Source organism: Arcicella rigui, assembly GCF_034929435.1.
GTDB classification, from domain to species: Bacteria; Bacteroidota; Bacteroidia; order Cytophagales; family Spirosomataceae; genus Arcicella; species Arcicella rigui.
Genome location: NZ_JAYFUM010000005.1, coordinates 98,475 through 115,663, shown reverse-complemented (window position 1 = coordinate 115,663; position 17,189 = coordinate 98,475). Strand labels below are relative to the sequence as shown.

At 36.7% G+C, this 17,189-nt stretch carries 19 protein-coding genes; 17 read left to right on the top strand and 2 right to left on the bottom strand.

Annotated features, from left to right (window positions below):
* The first annotated feature begins 35 nt into the window (after nucleotides 1-35).
* Nucleotides 36-548: a GNAT family N-acetyltransferase gene (locus VB248_RS04045; protein WP_323295456.1), complete on the top strand. Its 513-nt coding sequence runs from the start codon at nucleotides 36-38 to the stop codon at nucleotides 546-548.
* A gap of 116 nt (nucleotides 549-664) precedes the next feature.
* Here the strand turns inward: VB248_RS04045 and VB248_RS04040 are convergent, their stop codons facing one another.
* Nucleotides 665-1,828, bottom strand: coding sequence for a sigma-54-dependent transcriptional regulator (locus tag VB248_RS04040; protein WP_323295455.1), 1,164 nt, complete (start codon nucleotides 1,826-1,828; stop codon nucleotides 665-667).
* A 293-nt stretch (nucleotides 1,829-2,121) separates the two neighbouring features.
* Here VB248_RS04040 and VB248_RS04035 point away from each other — a divergent pair, with 293 nt between their 5' ends.
* Genes VB248_RS04035 through VB248_RS04015 form a run of 5 tightly spaced genes read left to right on the top strand, consistent with a single transcriptional unit; the run spans nucleotide 2,122 to nucleotide 5,168 of the window.
* Entirely contained in the window at nucleotides 2,122-2,550 is a 429-nt protein-coding gene (locus VB248_RS04035) for a DM13 domain-containing protein (protein WP_323295454.1), read from the top strand.
* 40 nt (nucleotides 2,551-2,590) lie between these two features.
* Complete coding sequence (locus VB248_RS04030; protein ID WP_323295453.1) at nucleotides 2,591-3,322, top strand: hypothetical protein; 732 nt, start codon at nucleotides 2,591-2,593, stop codon at nucleotides 3,320-3,322.
* Nucleotides 3,323-3,340: 18 nt separating this feature from the next.
* Complete coding sequence (locus tag VB248_RS04025; protein WP_323295452.1) at nucleotides 3,341-3,874, top strand: YceI family protein; 534 nt, start codon at nucleotides 3,341-3,343, stop codon at nucleotides 3,872-3,874.
* A gap of 44 nt (nucleotides 3,875-3,918) precedes the next feature.
* The gene (locus VB248_RS04020; protein ID WP_323295451.1) at nucleotides 3,919-4,422 is read left to right on the top strand and encodes a hypothetical protein; all 504 of its coding nucleotides are present in this window, start codon (nucleotides 3,919-3,921) and stop codon (nucleotides 4,420-4,422) included.
* 29 nt (nucleotides 4,423-4,451) lie between these two features.
* Nucleotides 4,452-5,168 carry an NRDE family protein gene (locus VB248_RS04015; RefSeq protein ID WP_323295450.1) on the top strand — a complete coding sequence of 239 codons (717 nt, stop codon included), beginning with the start codon at nucleotides 4,452-4,454 and terminating at the stop codon, nucleotides 5,166-5,168.
* A gap of 183 nt (nucleotides 5,169-5,351) precedes the next feature.
* On the opposite strand, the gene VB248_RS04010 is transcribed toward VB248_RS04015, so the two are convergent.
* A complete protein-coding gene (locus VB248_RS04010; RefSeq protein ID WP_323295449.1) occupies nucleotides 5,352-5,885 on the bottom strand; it encodes an NUDIX hydrolase in 534 nt (177 codons plus the stop codon).
* 154 nt (nucleotides 5,886-6,039) lie between these two features.
* Between VB248_RS04010 and VB248_RS04005 the strand changes: the two genes are divergently transcribed.
* The 11 genes from VB248_RS04005 to VB248_RS22575 all read left to right on the top strand — a co-directional run bounded on the left by VB248_RS04005 (nucleotide 6,040) and on the right by VB248_RS22575 (nucleotide 17,062).
* Entirely contained in the window at nucleotides 6,040-6,921 is an 882-nt protein-coding gene (locus VB248_RS04005) for a DUF2911 domain-containing protein (protein WP_323295448.1), read from the top strand.
* Between the two features lie 171 nt (nucleotides 6,922-7,092).
* Entirely contained in the window at nucleotides 7,093-7,482 is a 390-nt protein-coding gene (locus VB248_RS04000; RefSeq protein WP_323295447.1) for a hypothetical protein, read from the top strand.
* A 184-nt stretch (nucleotides 7,483-7,666) separates the two neighbouring features.
* Complete coding sequence (locus VB248_RS03995; RefSeq protein ID WP_323295446.1) at nucleotides 7,667-10,030, top strand: TonB-dependent receptor; 2,364 nt, start codon at nucleotides 7,667-7,669, stop codon at nucleotides 10,028-10,030.
* A gap of 123 nt (nucleotides 10,031-10,153) precedes the next feature.
* A complete protein-coding gene (locus VB248_RS03990) occupies nucleotides 10,154-11,788 on the top strand; it encodes a PepSY-associated TM helix domain-containing protein (protein ID WP_323295445.1) in 1,635 nt (544 codons plus the stop codon).
* 207 nt (nucleotides 11,789-11,995) lie between these two features.
* On the top strand, nucleotides 11,996-12,808 hold the full coding sequence (locus VB248_RS03985) for an MbnP family protein (protein ID WP_323295444.1): 813 nt from the start codon (nucleotides 11,996-11,998) through the stop codon (nucleotides 12,806-12,808).
* Between the two features lie 303 nt (nucleotides 12,809-13,111).
* The gene (locus VB248_RS03980) at nucleotides 13,112-13,411 is read left to right on the top strand and encodes a YHS domain-containing protein (protein WP_323295443.1); all 300 of its coding nucleotides are present in this window, start codon (nucleotides 13,112-13,114) and stop codon (nucleotides 13,409-13,411) included.
* Between the two features lie 11 nt (nucleotides 13,412-13,422).
* On the top strand, nucleotides 13,423-14,523 hold the full coding sequence (locus VB248_RS03975; protein WP_323295442.1) for a cytochrome-c peroxidase: 1,101 nt from the start codon (nucleotides 13,423-13,425) through the stop codon (nucleotides 14,521-14,523).
* 128 nt (nucleotides 14,524-14,651) lie between these two features.
* Nucleotides 14,652-15,569, top strand: a complete 918-nt coding sequence (locus VB248_RS03970; protein WP_323295441.1) for a transporter — start codon at nucleotides 14,652-14,654, stop codon at nucleotides 15,567-15,569.
* 160 nt (nucleotides 15,570-15,729) lie between these two features.
* Nucleotides 15,730-16,122, top strand: coding sequence for a transposase (locus VB248_RS03965; protein WP_323295440.1), 393 nt, complete (start codon nucleotides 15,730-15,732; stop codon nucleotides 16,120-16,122).
* 38 nt (nucleotides 16,123-16,160) lie between these two features.
* Nucleotides 16,161-16,811, top strand: a complete 651-nt coding sequence (locus VB248_RS03960; RefSeq protein WP_323295439.1) for a DDE-type integrase/transposase/recombinase — start codon at nucleotides 16,161-16,163, stop codon at nucleotides 16,809-16,811.
* Entirely contained in the window at nucleotides 16,808-17,062 is a 255-nt protein-coding gene (locus VB248_RS22575; RefSeq protein ID WP_407652852.1) for an integrase core domain-containing protein, read from the top strand. The genes VB248_RS03960 and VB248_RS22575 overlap by 4 nt, the downstream gene beginning before the upstream one ends.
* Nucleotides 17,063-17,189 lie beyond the last annotated feature (127 nt).

Genomic DNA, 17,189 nt, shown 5'->3' with positions numbered 1-17,189 from the left:
ATTGTTTGTCAGTAAACATATTAAACACATCAACAATGCAAAAAATAATAGAAACAGAAAGGCTTATTTTACGAGAATACAATTTTAAAGACACCCAATTTATTATTCAATTACTCAATTCAGAAGGTTGGTTGGCATTCATTGGCGACAAAAATGTACATACAGAAGAAGATGCCCAAAGTTATTTATTGAATGGGCCAATGAAAAGCTATGCAGAAAATGGCTATGGGTTGTGTGCTATCATTAGAAAAGAAGATTTAACACCTATCGGAATGAGTGGTCTTATTAAAAGAGATAATCTTGATTTTCCAGACATTGGATTTGCCTTCTTGCCCGAATTTATGGGGCAAGGCTATGGTTTTGAAATCGCCGATGCCATTCTCACTCATGCTAAGGACACATTGAAAATTCCAACAGTTTATGGCATCGTAATGGCTGAAAATATAGGCTCAAGAAAGCTATTAGAAAAAATAGGACTCCGTGTTATTGGAGACTATACCTTTCCTTCAAAAGATGAAAATTTATTACTTTTAAAAATAGATTTTTAAAAACAAAGTCTTTTAGAATTTCTCTTTGTAACAAATTACCCACAAAACTATTAAATCAAAAAAGGGAAAACTCTTTGTAGAATTTTCCCTTTTTTGATTATATCTCGAAATTTATTTTATACCACTGGCATCGCAAATAGTTTTGCGTCTTCATAAGTAATTACTTCATTACACATAATTACTAAGCGTTCTACCACATTACGAAGTTCACGCACATTACCTGTCCACGGCAAAGATTGTAAATACTTCATGGCTTCGTCTTCTACTGCTTTAGCAGGCTGACCGTACTCAGTAGCAACGTCTTGTAAAAACTTTTCTACCAACAAAGGAATGTCATCTCTGCGTTGTGCCAAAGGCGGAACGTGAATCGGAATCACATTCAAGCGATGATACAAATCTTCTCTGAAACGTCCTTCTGCAATTTCTAAAGGTAAATTTTTATTGGTAGCGGCAAAAACACGCACATTGATTTTGATTTCTTTATCGCCACCAACACGGGTAATTTTATGTTCTTGCAAAGCACGCAATACTTTCGACTGTGCCGAGAGCGACATATCGCCAATCTCATCTAAGAAAAGTGTACCGCCGTCTGCTTGTTCAAACTTACCAATACGCTGCTTAATTGCCGAAGTAAAAGAACCTTTTTCATGACCAAACAACTCTGATTCAATCAATTCTGAAGGAATAGCGGCACAGTTTACTTCAATTAAAGGCATATTTGCACGATTACTTCTTTCATGCAAACGCTTCGCTACCATCTCTTTCCCCGAACCATTCGGCCCAGTAATTAATACTCTGGCTTCAGTGGGGCCTACTCTATCTGCCGTGTCTATTACTCTTTTAATGGCACTCGACTGTCCTACAATTTCGTTCAAACGATAAACTTTTTTCTTTAAAACTTTAGTTTCTACGATGAGTTTTCCTCGTTCAACTGCATTTTTTACAGTCACCAACAAACGATTCAAATCTGGTGGCTTTGAAATAAAATCAAAAGCTCCACGCTTGGTAGCTTCAACGGCTGTTTCAAGGTTACCAAAAGCAGAAATCATAATAAATTGAGTAGCCTTGCCCATCTCGGTTACTCGTAAAAGTAAATCAAGACCTTCAATTTTTGGCATACGAATGTCACAAAGTACCACGTCGTAATCATTTTGCTTGATTAACTCCAGTCCTTGTTCTCCGTCGCTTGCCTCCTCAATTGTATAGCCTTCATATTCAAGGATGTCTCTTAAAGCTCCTCGAATCGCTTTCTCATCATCTATAATTAATAATTTTGCCATAGGGCGTTTGGGTATTATGGGGCAAATTTTTATGGGTTCTCTTTCCTTCGATGTGAATTTAAGAAGTTATCCTCAAAAATACTTGTTTTATCTATCTTTACTTTGAGTCGATGTGTAATTTTTTTCAAAAAAAGCACTCAACTGCAATTATCCTATGTTTATGGATATTATTCTTTTAGCTATTTCAGCGTCTTCACATTCATATCCTTGACGACAATTTTCTCGAAAGGTCACTTAGCCGACTTTCTCTTTCAGTCAATCATGGCAACTTTGAAACATAAAATCAAAAAGCCATGAAAAAAATCATCTTCTCTTTATTTGTTTGTATTTGTCTTTCATCATGTGTAAAAGACATTGAACTACAACCACTCAATCAAACACCAAAACCCAGTATTCAAGATGGCACAAAAGAAGCCGAAGGCATTTTTATGAATGGTGTGCATCAGGTTTCGGGTTCTGTAAAACTTATCAGCGATAGCCAAGACCCACAGAAAAAATACTTGTCGTTTCAGCAATTCAATACCGAGCAAGGGCCTGATTTATACATTTATTTGTCTGAAGACACTCGCCCAAGCAACGCCATCAGTGTAGCAAAACTGGGAAACACGGGTACATTTTCCCTCGAAATTCCCAATGGAAGTATCACCCCAAAACATCAATATGTACTTGTTTGGTGCAAACAATTTAGTGTGCTTTTTGGTAGTGCCAAATTGGCAAAATAATCATGAAATGTATTTCTGAAATTATAAAAATCATTTACAAATGAAAAAAATCTTAGTATGTTTATTCTTGAATTTTGCTGCTTGGCAAAGTTTTTCACAAAGCTTTGAAAAATCGTATCAAACGATTGACGCAGGCTTTGCAGTAGGAAAAAGTTTTTCATCAGCTTTTTCTTATACAAAAATGTTTGGCGTTGGCAAAACCAATCGTTTTAAAGCAGGTTATGGACTAAGACTGAGTTCGTTTTGGGCAAAAGATATTGAAACTCGTACCGCTCCAGCTTCGCTTACTTCTGGGAAATCCAGTTTTGCGGCTTTGGTTTCGGATGATATTATTGCCAATATTGATACTTTGAACTTGAAAAACATCCAAGTAAATGCCTTGAATGTATCCATTAATCTTCAATATGCCATTAGTACCAAATTGGAGGCTGGCATTAACATTGATGCCATTGGTTATACTTTCGGTGCTAAACAAAACGGTACATTGATTTCTAAAGCTTCAAAAAGAACATTTACAGATGGTTCTGCCATTTCCGAAGCAAAGCCTACTCCTTTCAATTTATTATTAGTCAGCGATTCAGATTTAGGAAGTCTGAATTCAGAAATATTTGTACGCTACTGGTTGAATGAAAATGTTGGTATCAGAGCAGGACTTAGTTTTATGTTTTCAGAATACACAAGTACCAAAAAAGTAAACGTAGCCAATGAACAAAACGACCGTTGGCGTTATAAAAGCCTTTTGCCTTTAATAGCTATTTCTTATAAATTTTAACGCTCTTTGAACAATCAAATGAAAAAAATCTTTCTTGCTTTGGTCTTCGTACATATCGCTATCGGTAGTTTTGCACAGCAGTGGAAACCCGTAACGGCTGGTGTTTCTTTCAAAATAAGAATGCTTGGCTCAAACGTTGAAGGAAAATTTAAGGGCTTTGTCGGACAAATAAAATTCGACCCAAAAGACTTGTCAAACGCCAGTATTGTGGCTTCGGTAGATGCCGCTACAATTGATACCGACAACAGCTTGAGAAACAGACATCTTAAAGAAAAAGAAGACTTTTTCAATGTAGCTAAATATCCGACTATCAAGATGAAATCGACAAAAATTGAACGTGATGGCGAGAATTATATCGGCTATTTTGACTTGACGATGAAAGACAAAACTCAAAACATCAAAATACCTTTTACTTTCAAACAGAACGGAACAAATGCCACTTTTGAGGGAAGTACAAGTATTAACCGACGAAACTGGGCGGTTGGAGGCGGGACAATCGGCATGAGCGATAATGTTACTTTTGCCATTATTGTCAATGCGGTTGCTCTGTGATTCAAGCAAACTAAACATTATTTACCACCAAATTGTGTTTTCAAATGATACTTCAAAAAATTAACATAGACATTCTTCATCAACTAACTGATTTGTTGGAAGATTTGGACTGTTTGGTCTATCAAGAAATGCTTGAGCCTTTGCATCAGCATTCGGTAGGGCAACACGTCAGGCATATTACTGAATTTTATCTTTGTCTTTTAAAAGGCTTAGAAACGGGAAAGGTCAATTATGATGCTCGTGAACGAAATTTAACCATTGAACTCGATAGAAATTATACTTTAGAAGTACTGAGTACAATCAAAAATCGCTTGAAAGAAGAGCAAACAGATACTACTTTGGTACTTCAAAGTGCTTTTGGCATGGACAAAGCCATAGAAATTCAAAGTAATTATTTCCGAGAATTGGTCTATCTTATCGAACATACCATTCATCATTTAGCGATTATTAAAATAGGACTTAACGAAGTTCATCCAGAAATAGCCATTGCTCCTGATTTTGGCGTAGCTCATTCTACTATTCAATACAGAAAGCGTGTGGAAGCTTAATTGTTGTTCTGTTTTAATCATTTTATTCAATGTGTGTTTTAACGTACTTACCTGATAATCAAGGCGGTTTTATCTTGACGAATAATCGTGATGAAGCTGTGGCACGCCCCAAAGCGATTCCTCCCAAAAAATATAATATCCACGGGAAAACAGTTTTTTTCCCAAAAGATGCTTTGGCTGGTGGTACTTGGCTGGCTACTTCCGAAGATTTTACGCTTTGTTTGTTGAATGGAGCTTTTCAAAAGCATACTCCTACCCCACCTTACCGACAAAGTAGAGGACAAATTATTTTAGATTTTTTCAAGTTCAATTGCCCTGAACATTTTATCCAACAATATGATTTTGAGGGCATTGAAAATTTTACTTTAGTCATTCTTTCGCATCAAAACGGAAAAAGAGCCATTCTTGAAATTCGTTGGGATGGAAAAACACTTTATCAAAGCAAGAAAAATCCGAACGAATCGCATATTTGGTCGTCGGCTACTTTGTATAGCGATGAAATTAGGCATCTGCGAGAAAAATGGTTTGCTGATTTTCAAGAAAAATTTCCGCATAAAACAGCCGAAGAAGTAATAGATTTCCATTTGAATGGCGGTACTGGCGACCTCCACAATGATATGCGAGTAAACAGAAATGATGAATTAGTAACGCAATGTGTGTTTCAAATAGTAAAACAAGAGGCATACTTATCCTTTTCTTTCCACGATTTGTTGGCAGAGGAGGCTTTGAGGTATAGAGTGCTTTAGGATGTGGGATTGGTGATTTCGGATTTGGGATTTTTTTGGCTTTCGGATTTCAGTCTTCGGATTTGGGATTTTTACTGTTTTATACTTTTAAAGAAAGAAAACTAAATACAGAAGACCGAAAGCCGACAACCGAAGACTGAAAGCTAAAAAAAATCTCAAATCCGAAATCACCAATCCCAAATCCTAAAGGCTTTTCTCCACCATTCGCATAATAGAGTCGCTATCGTTATACTCTGAAACTTGTGAAAGTGGAATCCATTTCAAAGCCGTTGATTCTGAAGAAACCGTTACATTTTCGTTCATGTCTGCTTCTAACAAAAAACGAACATCATAATGCAAATGCACAGGAATTCCTTTGCGTTCGGGAATGATGTGAATATCAATATCAAAAATTTCTGGACTAATAACACTTATGTTTTTCAAACCTGTTTCCTCTTGTGCTTCCTTCAAGGCTACTCTTAGCACATCCGAGTCTCCATCGCAATGTCCGCCCGTCTGAAACCACTGATTAAGTTTTTTGTGATGTGTTAATAAAGTAAAAGCTCTGGTTTTATCCAAAATCCAAGCTGATGCCGTTACATGACCTACCAATAAAGACCTTTCAAAACAAGAAGGATTTGCCTTTACAAAATCACCAATTTCTTGATGAAATTTTCTTTCTGTTTCATTGTAGGGCCGATAATTGTCGAGTAATTGAAGTAGTTGATTTCTGTGCATAGTTTTAAGAGAATTGGGATGGTTCGGTAATGTTTCGTATTTCAAAGGTTCTAAAAAATATCCTTTTAAAAAAGCTATTCAGCGAAAAATTCAGCGATTTGAGTATTAGTCCTATATTTTTGTAGAGTTTAAAAGATTCAAAAACGTATCAAACATGAAAAAACTATTTTTAGGTATTTTAGTATGCCTTAGTGTATCGGCGAAGGCACAACTTCGTTTACCACAGCCAAGTTCTGCGGCTTCTGTTTCACAAACAGTAGGTACAACTGACTTTACGGTGAAATATTCTCGTCCAAATGTAAGAGGTCGTGAAATTTTCGGAAGTTTAATTGCCTACGATAAAGTATGGCGTACTGGTGCAAACGCTGCTACGCAAATTTCGTTTTCAAATGACATTACTTTAGGCGGACAAAAAGTAGCGGCTGGTACTTATTCGGTATTTTCGATTCCTACCAAAGAAGATTGGACATTGATTTTGAACAAAGACGTTACGGCTTCTGAACAAAGCTATTCAAAAGAAAAAGACGTTTTACGTACTTCTGTAAAAGCCCTTACGATTCCTAAAACAGAATCTTTCAGCATTGATTTTTCTGATATTACTGATACTTCTGCTAATCTGAATATTTACTGGGCAGACAAAAAAGTATCTGCTCCGATTTTTATAGAAACTGCTAAAATCGCTGAAAATGCCATCACTAAAGCCGTAAACGACCACGCCAACACCATGCGTGCTGCTGCTGAATTTTATTTGAGCAAAGGCAAGTTTGAGCAAGCTCTTACCGCCATCAATACTTCTATGACAGGCGGTGAAAATGTGCGTAATGTATGGGTAAAAGCTCAGGTTTTGAGCAAATTGGGCAACTACACAGAAGCCTTTCCCTTAGCACAGAAAGCTTTGGCTTTATTAAATGCTGATGCTACTAATTCGTTCGGTTTCTTAAAAGATGCCATCGAAAAAGGCGTAGCTGAGTACAAAACAAAATTGCCAGTGGCAGCTCCATACACTCCAGCGAAAAAGAAAAAAGCAAGTTTATAAAACACTGTTTATAAAGTATTTTATACTAAAATCGTCCATAATTTTTTGTTCAATAGCTAACAAAAAATTATGGACGATTATGTTTTTCTTGATAGTCAATCTACATCAATTTGGTATTTTTTCGTACAAGCTATTTATTCCTGTTGTAAATTGCGTGAAATTTAAAAATCCATGAAAACCAAAAACTACATAGCATTACTGCTTTTGGTGCTGATTAGCGTAAAAACGTTACTCGTGCCTGTGGTGTATTTGGATTTTGAATTAAGAAAAGAGTACATCATTCAAAACCTTTGTGAAAACCGTTTCAAACCACAAATGAATTGTAATGGTCATTGTTATTTAGCCAAAAAACTCCAAAAAGTAGCCGAAGACAATGCCACCAAAGAAACGCAAAAACAAGGGCAGTCTATCAAGAAAATCATGGAAGAAGTATTTGATGCCGAACCATTATTCTCTTTAGAATGGGCTTATGTACCACTTGCTACAAAATCTACATACACTTTTCTTACTAAAAATTCAGTAAGTATTGCTACTTCTCTTTTTCATCCTCCGATTGTCTAATCGTTTCATTTTTCTGGTTTGTTCTTAAAGTATCAGCAAAAACGACTGTTTTTGTATGAATGCTCCTGCGTTCTGTACTTTCTGAACCTTTCTTTCTTATTCATTTCTCAAGAAAAAATGATTGTCCCCAAAACCTGTTTTCAGTTTTTTGTGGACAAAATCGAAACGATTTTATACAAACAAAATGAAAAATATTTTCAAATTCATGTTCGTCATTTTATTGACGACAAGTACTTCTTTTGCTCAACAAATCATTAAAGGTAAAATTTTCGACAACTCTACCAAAGAACCCGTAGTAGGTGCTTCCGTAAGAGCTTTAGGCACAACGGCTGGAACAACTACCAATATCAACGGTGAATTTGCCTTGAAAACCAAGGAGAAAATCAATAAAATCTCGATCTCAAGCATTGGTTTTCAGCCTTTAGAAGTCGATTACAAAGCCGAACAAGCACTCAGTATTTCTTTAGAACCTTCGGTAGAAAACCTTCAACAAGTAGTAGTAACTGCCAACCGTGAAGCAAGTTTGCGTACAGAAGCTCCTGTGGCGATTTCAAAATTATCTTCAACCTTGATTAACGATGCCAAGCCAACAAGTATGTACGAAATCATCAACAAAACGCCGGGCGTAGTGATGATGAACTACAACAACGAACAACACGGAATGGGGATTCGTCAACCAATGGGAACGGCTGCCTACTTTTTGTATTTAGAAGATGGCGTGCCGATTCGTCCTATGGGCGTTTTCAACCACAATGCCATTATTGAAATGAATGTATTTTCAGTTTCATCGGTAGAAGTAGTAAAAGGCCCAGCTTCCTCTTTGTACGGCCCAGAAGCCGTTGGCGGTGCAATTAACTTTATTACACAACGCCCAACGGCTGTGCCAACGGCAAGAGTGGGGATTCAGTTTGATAATTATGGTTACAAAAGAATTCAATACGGAGCAGGTGCAACAGTTGGCAAATTTGGTTTGTACTTAGGTGGTTATGTGGCGAAACAAGTAGATTCTTGGCAAACAAGAAGTGATTTCGACAAAACTTCTTTCAATGCCAGAGCCGAATATAAACTTTCTGATAAAACTCGCTTGGTAGGTACTTTGGCTTATAACGATTACTACTCACAAACAGGCGGAAGCGTTGACTCTATCGCATTTTACAAAAGAGAGTATTCGTCAACTACTGATTTTACTTACAGAAAAGTATTGGCAACTCGTGCCAAAATCTCTTTAGAACATACTTGGAATGCGAATGCAGAAACAACCGTTACGCCATATTACCGTGATAATACTGTCGGACAAAACCCAAGTTATTCAATCCGTTGGACGACTGGGGCGACGACGGCCAAAGGCGAAATCAATGATAATTCTTTTACTTCTTATGGCGTTTTGGCACAACATTCACAGAAATTCAATTTCTTGAAAGCTCGCTTGTTAGTCGGTGGTACTTATGATTATTCAACCAATCCTTACCGTTCTTATACAATCGACCTTTCAGCAAAACTGCGTGCAGATGGAAAATCGGTTGAAAAATATACTTTGGTAAAAGAAAATCCAGATGTTTTTGTAGCCAAATATGATGCTAAAATCTACAATACAGGTTTATTCTCGCAATTTGATTTTGAACCCATCCAAAAATTAAGACTTTCACTGGGGCTTCGTTACGACCGTATGGCTTTTGATTATTTAAACTATTTGGACAACAACGCCACAGGTACAAAAGAGTACAGCCAAGTAACGCCAAAAATCGGAGCAACTTATGATTTAGGCAACGGAAAAGGAATTTATGCCAATTATTCACAAGGCTTCTCGCCTCCAGGATTAACGGCTGTTTTCCGTAAAACCCCAGTAGGAAGTGCAAATCCATTTTACTATAATTTAACACCTGCCTATTTCGACAACAAAGAAGTAGGCGGTTGGGCTTCGTTTTTAGATAATAAAATTTATATCGACGTTGCCTATTATGAAATGAATGGTAAAAACGAATTATTAAGTATTCGTCAGCCCGACAACTCTACTGACTATCAATCTGCTGGAAAAACTTTGCACAGAGGTATCGAATACGGCATTACTTATAAACCTAATTCAGAATGGTTTATTCGTTTTGGCGGAACAAATGCCGTTCACCGTTTTATCGAATTTACTTTGAGTACGAGAGCTTCGGATGCAGTGAAAAACGTAAATGGCAAAGATATGCCTTCAGCTCCTTCATTTATTGCTAATTCTGAAATCACTTACAAACCAAAATGGGCGAAAGGTTTGCGTGCTGCTATCGAATGGCAACGCTTGTCGTCGTACTACCAAAACCAAATTAACACGGTGATGTACAATGACAAAACCGCTTTCGGACTTTCGGGTGTAAGCATATTGAATTTCCGTGCAGGGTATAATTTCAAAGGCATTGAAGTATTTACCAATATCATGAACTTGACGGACGAATTGTATGCCAACCAAGCTTCAAGAGGTAATAATGCTACTGACAGAACAACCTTCACACCAGCCGCTCCACGTACTGTGGTGATTGGCTTGCAGTACAATTTTACGGAAAAATAGTTGTGAATGAGTGAGTTGCGAGTTAGTGAATTGTGAATTAGTGATTGAGTGATTATACAATCTCTAATGATTAATATTCACTAATTCACTCATTCACAACTCACTAATTAAATAAAAAAAAACATGGAAAATAACATCATTGATATAGCCGACGAGCAGGTTCAGAAAGAATCGCATTTCGGAGGAATAAAGAAAAAAGTCAAACGAAATATTTATCGTTGGCACAGAATCATCGGTTTGATTACGATGATTCCCGTAATCTTTTGGTGTATTTCAGGAATGATGCACCCTTTTATGTCACATTGGTTTAAAGTGAAATTAGCACATGAATTTGTAAAGCCAGAGGCGATAAATCAAGCCCAAATCAAATTGTCATTACAAGAAGTATTAAACAAAAATGAAATTACTGAATTTAAAAATTTCAGAATTGTTAGTTTCAACAATCAAACTTATTATCAAGTAAAAAGAGTAAGTAATCGTTTGGCGTACTTCAATGCTACGGATGCCAAAATGCTTGAAAATGGTGATAAAAAGTACGCAGAATTTTTGGCTCGCTATTTTACAGAAGACCAAAATTCAGCCATTAAAAGTATTGAAGAAATTACTGATTTTGATGAAGAATACGCTTACGTGAATCGTTTGTTGCCCGTTTGGAAAGTATCATTCGACCGTGCCGATGGAATGGATATTTATGTAGAAACAGAACAAACACGTTTGGCAAATTTCAACGAAAACCGTAGAAAAGCATTTTTATGGGTTTTCAGAACTTTCCACAACTGGGATTTCTTGACAAAAATTTCCAATAATACACTCAGAATCTCTATCATGACTGGCTTTCTTGCTATCATCATTATTTCAATGATTAGCGGTTTGGTGATTTATGGTTTTATGTGGGGGAAATTCAAAAAACCACGCAATCCCAACGATAAAGTAGGTATTTTACGAAAATATCACCGCCAAATTGGGCTTTGGGTTGCTTTTGTCACTTTTACTTTCGCTTTTTCGGGAGCTTATCACGCTACTAAAAAACTTACCCCCGACGAACGTATCAAGTATTTCTATCAACCAAGTATCAAAACGGCAGATTTACACACGGCTAATTTGGCTTTGCCTTTAGACTGGTCAAAGGTTTCAAATCTTTCATTAGCCACAATCGACGATAAATTGTATTACCAAGTATTTACAAAGTCGGAAGAAAAAGGAGCTTGGAAAAAAGAACAACAAGACAAAGCCGAAAGAATGAACGAAGGCAAAAAGCCTGATGCAAAACCGAATGTGACTTATTACGATGTACAAACCGCCAGCCTTTTACCAGACGGTATTATGCTTCATGCTAAAGCATTGGTCGGACATTTTATTGAGCAAGGAAAAACAGGTGGCGACCCAGCTTGTTGCGAATTAGGAGGAAGTACCGAAACAAGTGAAGACGAAAGTACTTTGCCAGCCATTGCTTCAACGGGCTATTTAACCAAGTTCGACAAAGAGTATGGTTTTGTAAACAAACGCTTGCCCGTAGTGAAATTAGCTTTGGCAACCGACAACCATTTGACTTATTATGTAGAACCAGCCACCAGTCGTTTGGCAGCACAAATCGTTGATTCAGACCGCCGTGAAGGACTTTCTTTTGGCGTATTACACAAATTTTTGTTTATGGATTGGGCAGGAAAAGACATCCGAGACATCGCTACTATCTTCTCGGCATTGGGTGTTTTGGTAGTGAGTTTGTTTGGACTTGCTTTGTTTTTGAAAGTGAAGTAAACCTTATATTGGTAGAGAATCTCAGCTTTTCTCTACCAATATATTTTAGACAAAATCGTTATTAAGAAAAAATTATTTCAAAAAATCTGCGTCAGTTGACGGAAAATAAAGTAATGAAAACCATTTAAGTGAGGTTCATGAAACACCAATCACTTTTTTCTAATCACTACTTAGGTTGCCTTCTGCTGTACCTCAAAATATACAAATATGAAAACGAATAAAATCTTTACGCTATTAACATGCTTTGCTTTAGTAATTACAAGCATTTCTTGTAAAAAAAATGACGAAGTAAAGCCTGACGAAAAAAATAATATTACGCTTGAATTCGACAATCAAGTCGGGTCAGATGAAATGACTTTGGGAACGGGTTCTTACAAAAATTCATCTGGCGAAGACTTTACCATTACTACTTTCAATTACTTTATTTCAAATGTATCTTTCAAAAAATCTGATGGAACAGTAGTGAAATTTCCAAACGATTATTTCTTAATTAAACAGTCGGATTCAGAATCTTTTGAAGCTACTTTGAAGGATTTACCAGTTGGCGATTATACAGAAGTTTCATTTACCGTAGGCGTTGATAGTGCAAGAAGTGTATCAGAACTCAGCCAACGCACAGGAGTACTCGACCCTGCCTCTTATGGTACTGATAATATGTATTGGGCTTGGAACTCAGGCTATATTTTCTTTAAGTTTGAAGGTACTTCATCAGTTGTACCAAGTGATGCCGCTGGTAAAAGAGTATTCCAATATCATGTTGGCGGTTTCGGTGGCATGACTACCAAAACCATCAATAACCTTCGTACAGTTACTTTACCATTACCTACTTCGGCAACCGTTCGTAGTAACATTGCTCCAGAAATTCATTTGTTTGTAGATGCCGCAAAAGTATTCAACGGTACTTCAACGCTAAACTTAGCTACTACTTTTATGGTTCATAGTATCGGAGCAGCCGTACCAATTGCAGATAATTATAAAACAATGTTTAGCGTAAACCACGTCCACAACGACGTACAATAAACATTTGAGATTTCGGATTTTGGATTTGTTGAGTATTTATTTTCCAGATATGAAATCGAGTAGCATTTAAACTTTCGTACAATACTAAAAGACACAGAGGAACACTGAGAAAACAAGGAGTTTCACAGAGAAACATTCAAATAAATACTCTGTGAAACTCTATAAAAGCTCTGTTAAACTCTGTGTAGGAAAATTGTTTACTCATCTATTGTAAGCTATATTTTTATTGAAACCCTAATAATCAAATCAATAAAACATTCATTTACAATTACCAAAAACAGTTTCATTAAATTTCAAAAAACCATGAAAAAATTCATTTTAAGCGGATTATTCATCTTAGCATTTAGCACTTTCGTTTCGGCACAAGAGGAGAAAAGTAAAACGCAAAAGGCACATCACCATTCAGAGAAAAAAGAAGGTGAAAAAGGTAAAAAACAAGAAAGCCAAGTATTATTGGCAGACAGCATCGACCCAATGTGTAAAATGTCGGTAGCGAAAGGCTCAAAAATTACGGTTAATCACAAAGGCAAACAATACGGTTTTTGTAGTGAAACTTGCAAAGAAAGATTTTTGAAAGGAACTAAAGAAACTTCCAGACATTAAAATAGCCAATTATGAAATTTCCTAAAATCAGTACTTTTATACTTTGCTGTTCTTTGATGAATTGGGCTTGTAACAAAACCCAATCCGTTGAAATTGAACCAGATAAATTATTTGTGCAACCTCAGAATTTCCCCGAGCCTGTTTATAATTTATCCAGTAATCCAATTACTAAAGAAGGCTTTGAGTTGGGGAAAAGTCTGTTTTATGATGGTTTACTTTCTCGTGATGGCTCTATTTCTTGTGGCGAATGCCATCGACAAGACTATGCCTTTACGCATCATTTGCACGATTTAAGCCACGGTATTGATAACCAAATTGGACTTAGGAATGCTCCTTCTTTACAAAATATGGCTTGGGAAAAAACTTTCGGCTGGGACGGAGGCGTATTCAACTTGGACTTATTTTCTATCGCTCCTATCGAAAATCCAGTAGAAATGGATGAAAAAGTAACCAACGTTTTGGAGAAATTGAGAAATACAGACAAGTATCCGCCCATGTTCAAAAATGCTTTTGGCACTACCGAAATTACTTCCGAACGCTTTCTGAAAGCTATTTCTCAATTTGTATTGAGCTTAGTTTCTGCTAATTCTCGTTACGACAAATACGTCAGAAAAGAAGCGAATGCCAGTCTTACTGACACAGAATTAGCAGGAATGACTGTTTTTAAACAGAAATGTGCTTCCTGTCATTCGGGTGAATTATTTACCGATGGTAGTTTTAGAAACAATGGTTTGCCTCCTACCGAACGCCAGCAAGTAGTTTATAGAGTAGTCGATGGCGTGAAAAAAGCATTTTTTGAATTGGTAGTGGATAACGGAAGAATGCGAGTGACAGAATTGCCAGAAGACCAAAACAAATTTAAAGTACCAAGCCTAAGAAATGTTGAAGCCACTCGTCCATATATGCACGACGGGCGTTTTCAAACTTTAGAAGAAGTACTTAACCATTACAGCAATACCGTAACGGCAACCAATAATTTAGACCCACAACTAAATCAAAACGGGAAACTGGGAATTCCGCTTTCTGATACCGAAAAAACGCAAATTATTGCCTTTTTAAAAACCCTCACTGACCGAGAATTTTTGGCTGACAAAAGATTTACGCCACAGTGAGTATTCATTTAAAATACTGATTTACAGAACCTAACCCATAAAATCATATCCTTACAAAAGGAAATTTTGTGATGCTAACTCACACGAGTAGCATCACAAACCAACAACATATAACTAACACACACATAATGAAAAAAATATTACTGTTAGTTCTACCATTTTTACTCTTACAAGTATCGCCTATTTTTGCCTGCGAAATTTGTGGTTGTAGCAATGGTAGCTCATTTTACGGCATTTTACCACAATCGCACAAAGGTTTTATAGGTTTACGATACAGCTATCGAAGTTATGATTCACACTTGAGTAGCCCAACATTAAAATCAAAAGAAGATTTTTGGAAAGCAGAACTTTGGGCAAGGGCTTATCCATTCAAGAAAGTACAAGTATTTGCTTTTGTCCCTTATTTGATGAACCAACAAACGATTCTGAGTACAGGCAAAAAACTCAATCTAAACGGTTTGGGCGATATTACACTTTTGGCAAATTATAATCTACTGAATACGCTCGCAGATACTTCTGTACATCGTTTCAACCATAATTTATTGATTGGTGGTGGCGTAAAATTGCCTATTGCCAAGTATCAATTTGATGTATTAAACGATGCCGAAGTAGCCAATGCCAATTTTCAACTCGGAACGGGAAGTACCGATTTTATCGCTAATGTGGTTTATACCCTACGCTATCAGGCTTGGGGATTGAACTACGACGCTACTTATAAAATCAATACAAAAAATGCAGAAACCTACCAATTTGGTAATCGTTTTACGACGAACCTTTCTGTATTATATTCAAAAAATATTGGTGATAATCTTACACTAATGCCCAACGCTGGCATTTCTTACGAGCATGCTCAGTTAGACAGAAAGTATAATATTCGTAATGCACAGACGGGTGGCTATACTTCGTGGGGAAATTTGGGATTAGAAAGCTATTATAAAGGTGTTTCGATGGGCGTAAATTATCAGATTCCTTTGAAACAAAATTTATCAGAAGGCGAACAAATTGCCAATGCTCGCCTAAATGTACATTTTACTGTGATGCTTTAATTTAGCTGTGAGCTTTGAGTTATGAGCCGTGAGCTATGAGTTATGAGCCGTGAGTTATGAGCTATGAGTTTTGAGCTATGAGCTATGAGTTTTGAGCTATGAGTTTTGAGTTTTGAGCTGTCCTTGCCTAAAATAGGTTGCCTTCAAAAGGCAACAAATAATGGCAAATTCAAAATCAAAAACTGGAAAAAGTACAAAATACGAGATTCGTCAAAGTCGTATTTTCAGTGAGTCGTTCAAACGAGAAAAAGTCGAAGATATTCTCAACAAAAGGATTAGTATCATCGAATTTTGTAAATTGTGGGATGTCAGTAGCACAAGCGTTTATCGCTGGATTTACCAATATTCTCCCCATCACAAAAAAGGTACTAAGATGATTGTACAACAAGATTCCGAAGAAGCTAAAACCCAGGAGCTACTCAAAAAAGTGGCTGAACTTGAGCGAATTTTAGGGCAAAAACAAATGGAGATAGACTATCAGTCTAAACTTATTGAGATTGCCTCAAAGGAACTCGACATCGACCTAAAAAAAAGTTTCAAGCCAACACTTTAGAGTACTTTCGCCAAAATATTACCCAACATTCTTACCAAATGAAGCACTTATATACGCTCTGTGGTATTTCCAAACAAGGACATTATCGAATGCTTCGCAGAATCGAAGAATGGAAGGTAAAAGAAAGTCTTTATGTGGGCTTGATGCTCCAGATTAGGGAGATTCATCCTGCTATGGGTCTGAGAACTATGTATGACTATTATCGACCAGAAGGAATCGGACGAGATGCCTTTATTAGTATTGGACTCTATTATGGCTTTAGGGTAAAAGCCTATAGAAACCTCTGTAGGACTACTTTTTCAAGTCCTTACAGTCGTTACAAAAACCTTTTGGTTGATAAAGTCCTCACAGACATTAACCAACTCTGGACGAGTGACATTACCTATTTTAAAGTAAATGATCGGTTTTACTACATCGTTTTTGTCTTAGATGTTTACTCGCGTTTTATCGTTGGATATTCTCTTGCAGATAATATGAGAGCAGAAAACAATATTGTTGCTTTAAAAATGGCGTTGAAAACTCGGAAACAGAAGAAGTTTAAGCATGAGCTTATTCATCATTCTGACAGAGGAAGTCAATACATCAGCGAAGCCTATGTCAGCCTTTTGAATGAAGCTGAAATTAGCATCAGTATGTGTAATGAGGTCTATGAAAATGCTCGGGGACGCCTAGTCACGTTGAAAGAGTGAATGGCACGATTAAAAATCAGTATCTAATCTATAGAAATATTACAAATTTTGACGAATTAGCCACTGAGCTTAAAAAAGCAATTCACACATACAACTATCAAAGACCACACGCAGCCCTGAAAGGACTAACACCTTTTGCGTTTGAACAGTACATCAAAGAACTAAACAATGAAAACAAACCTAATTTACCGATTTGGACTTGTGATTATTCAAAAAACATCAACCCAAATCAAACTATTTTACAATTTTGATTACTTTAACTTGTTTAAAAATCAGGGCAACCTATTTTAGGCAAGGACAAGCTATAAAAATAAATACTCATAGCTCAAAGCTCAAAGCTGATAGCTCATAGCTCAAAGCTCACGGCTAAAAGCTTAC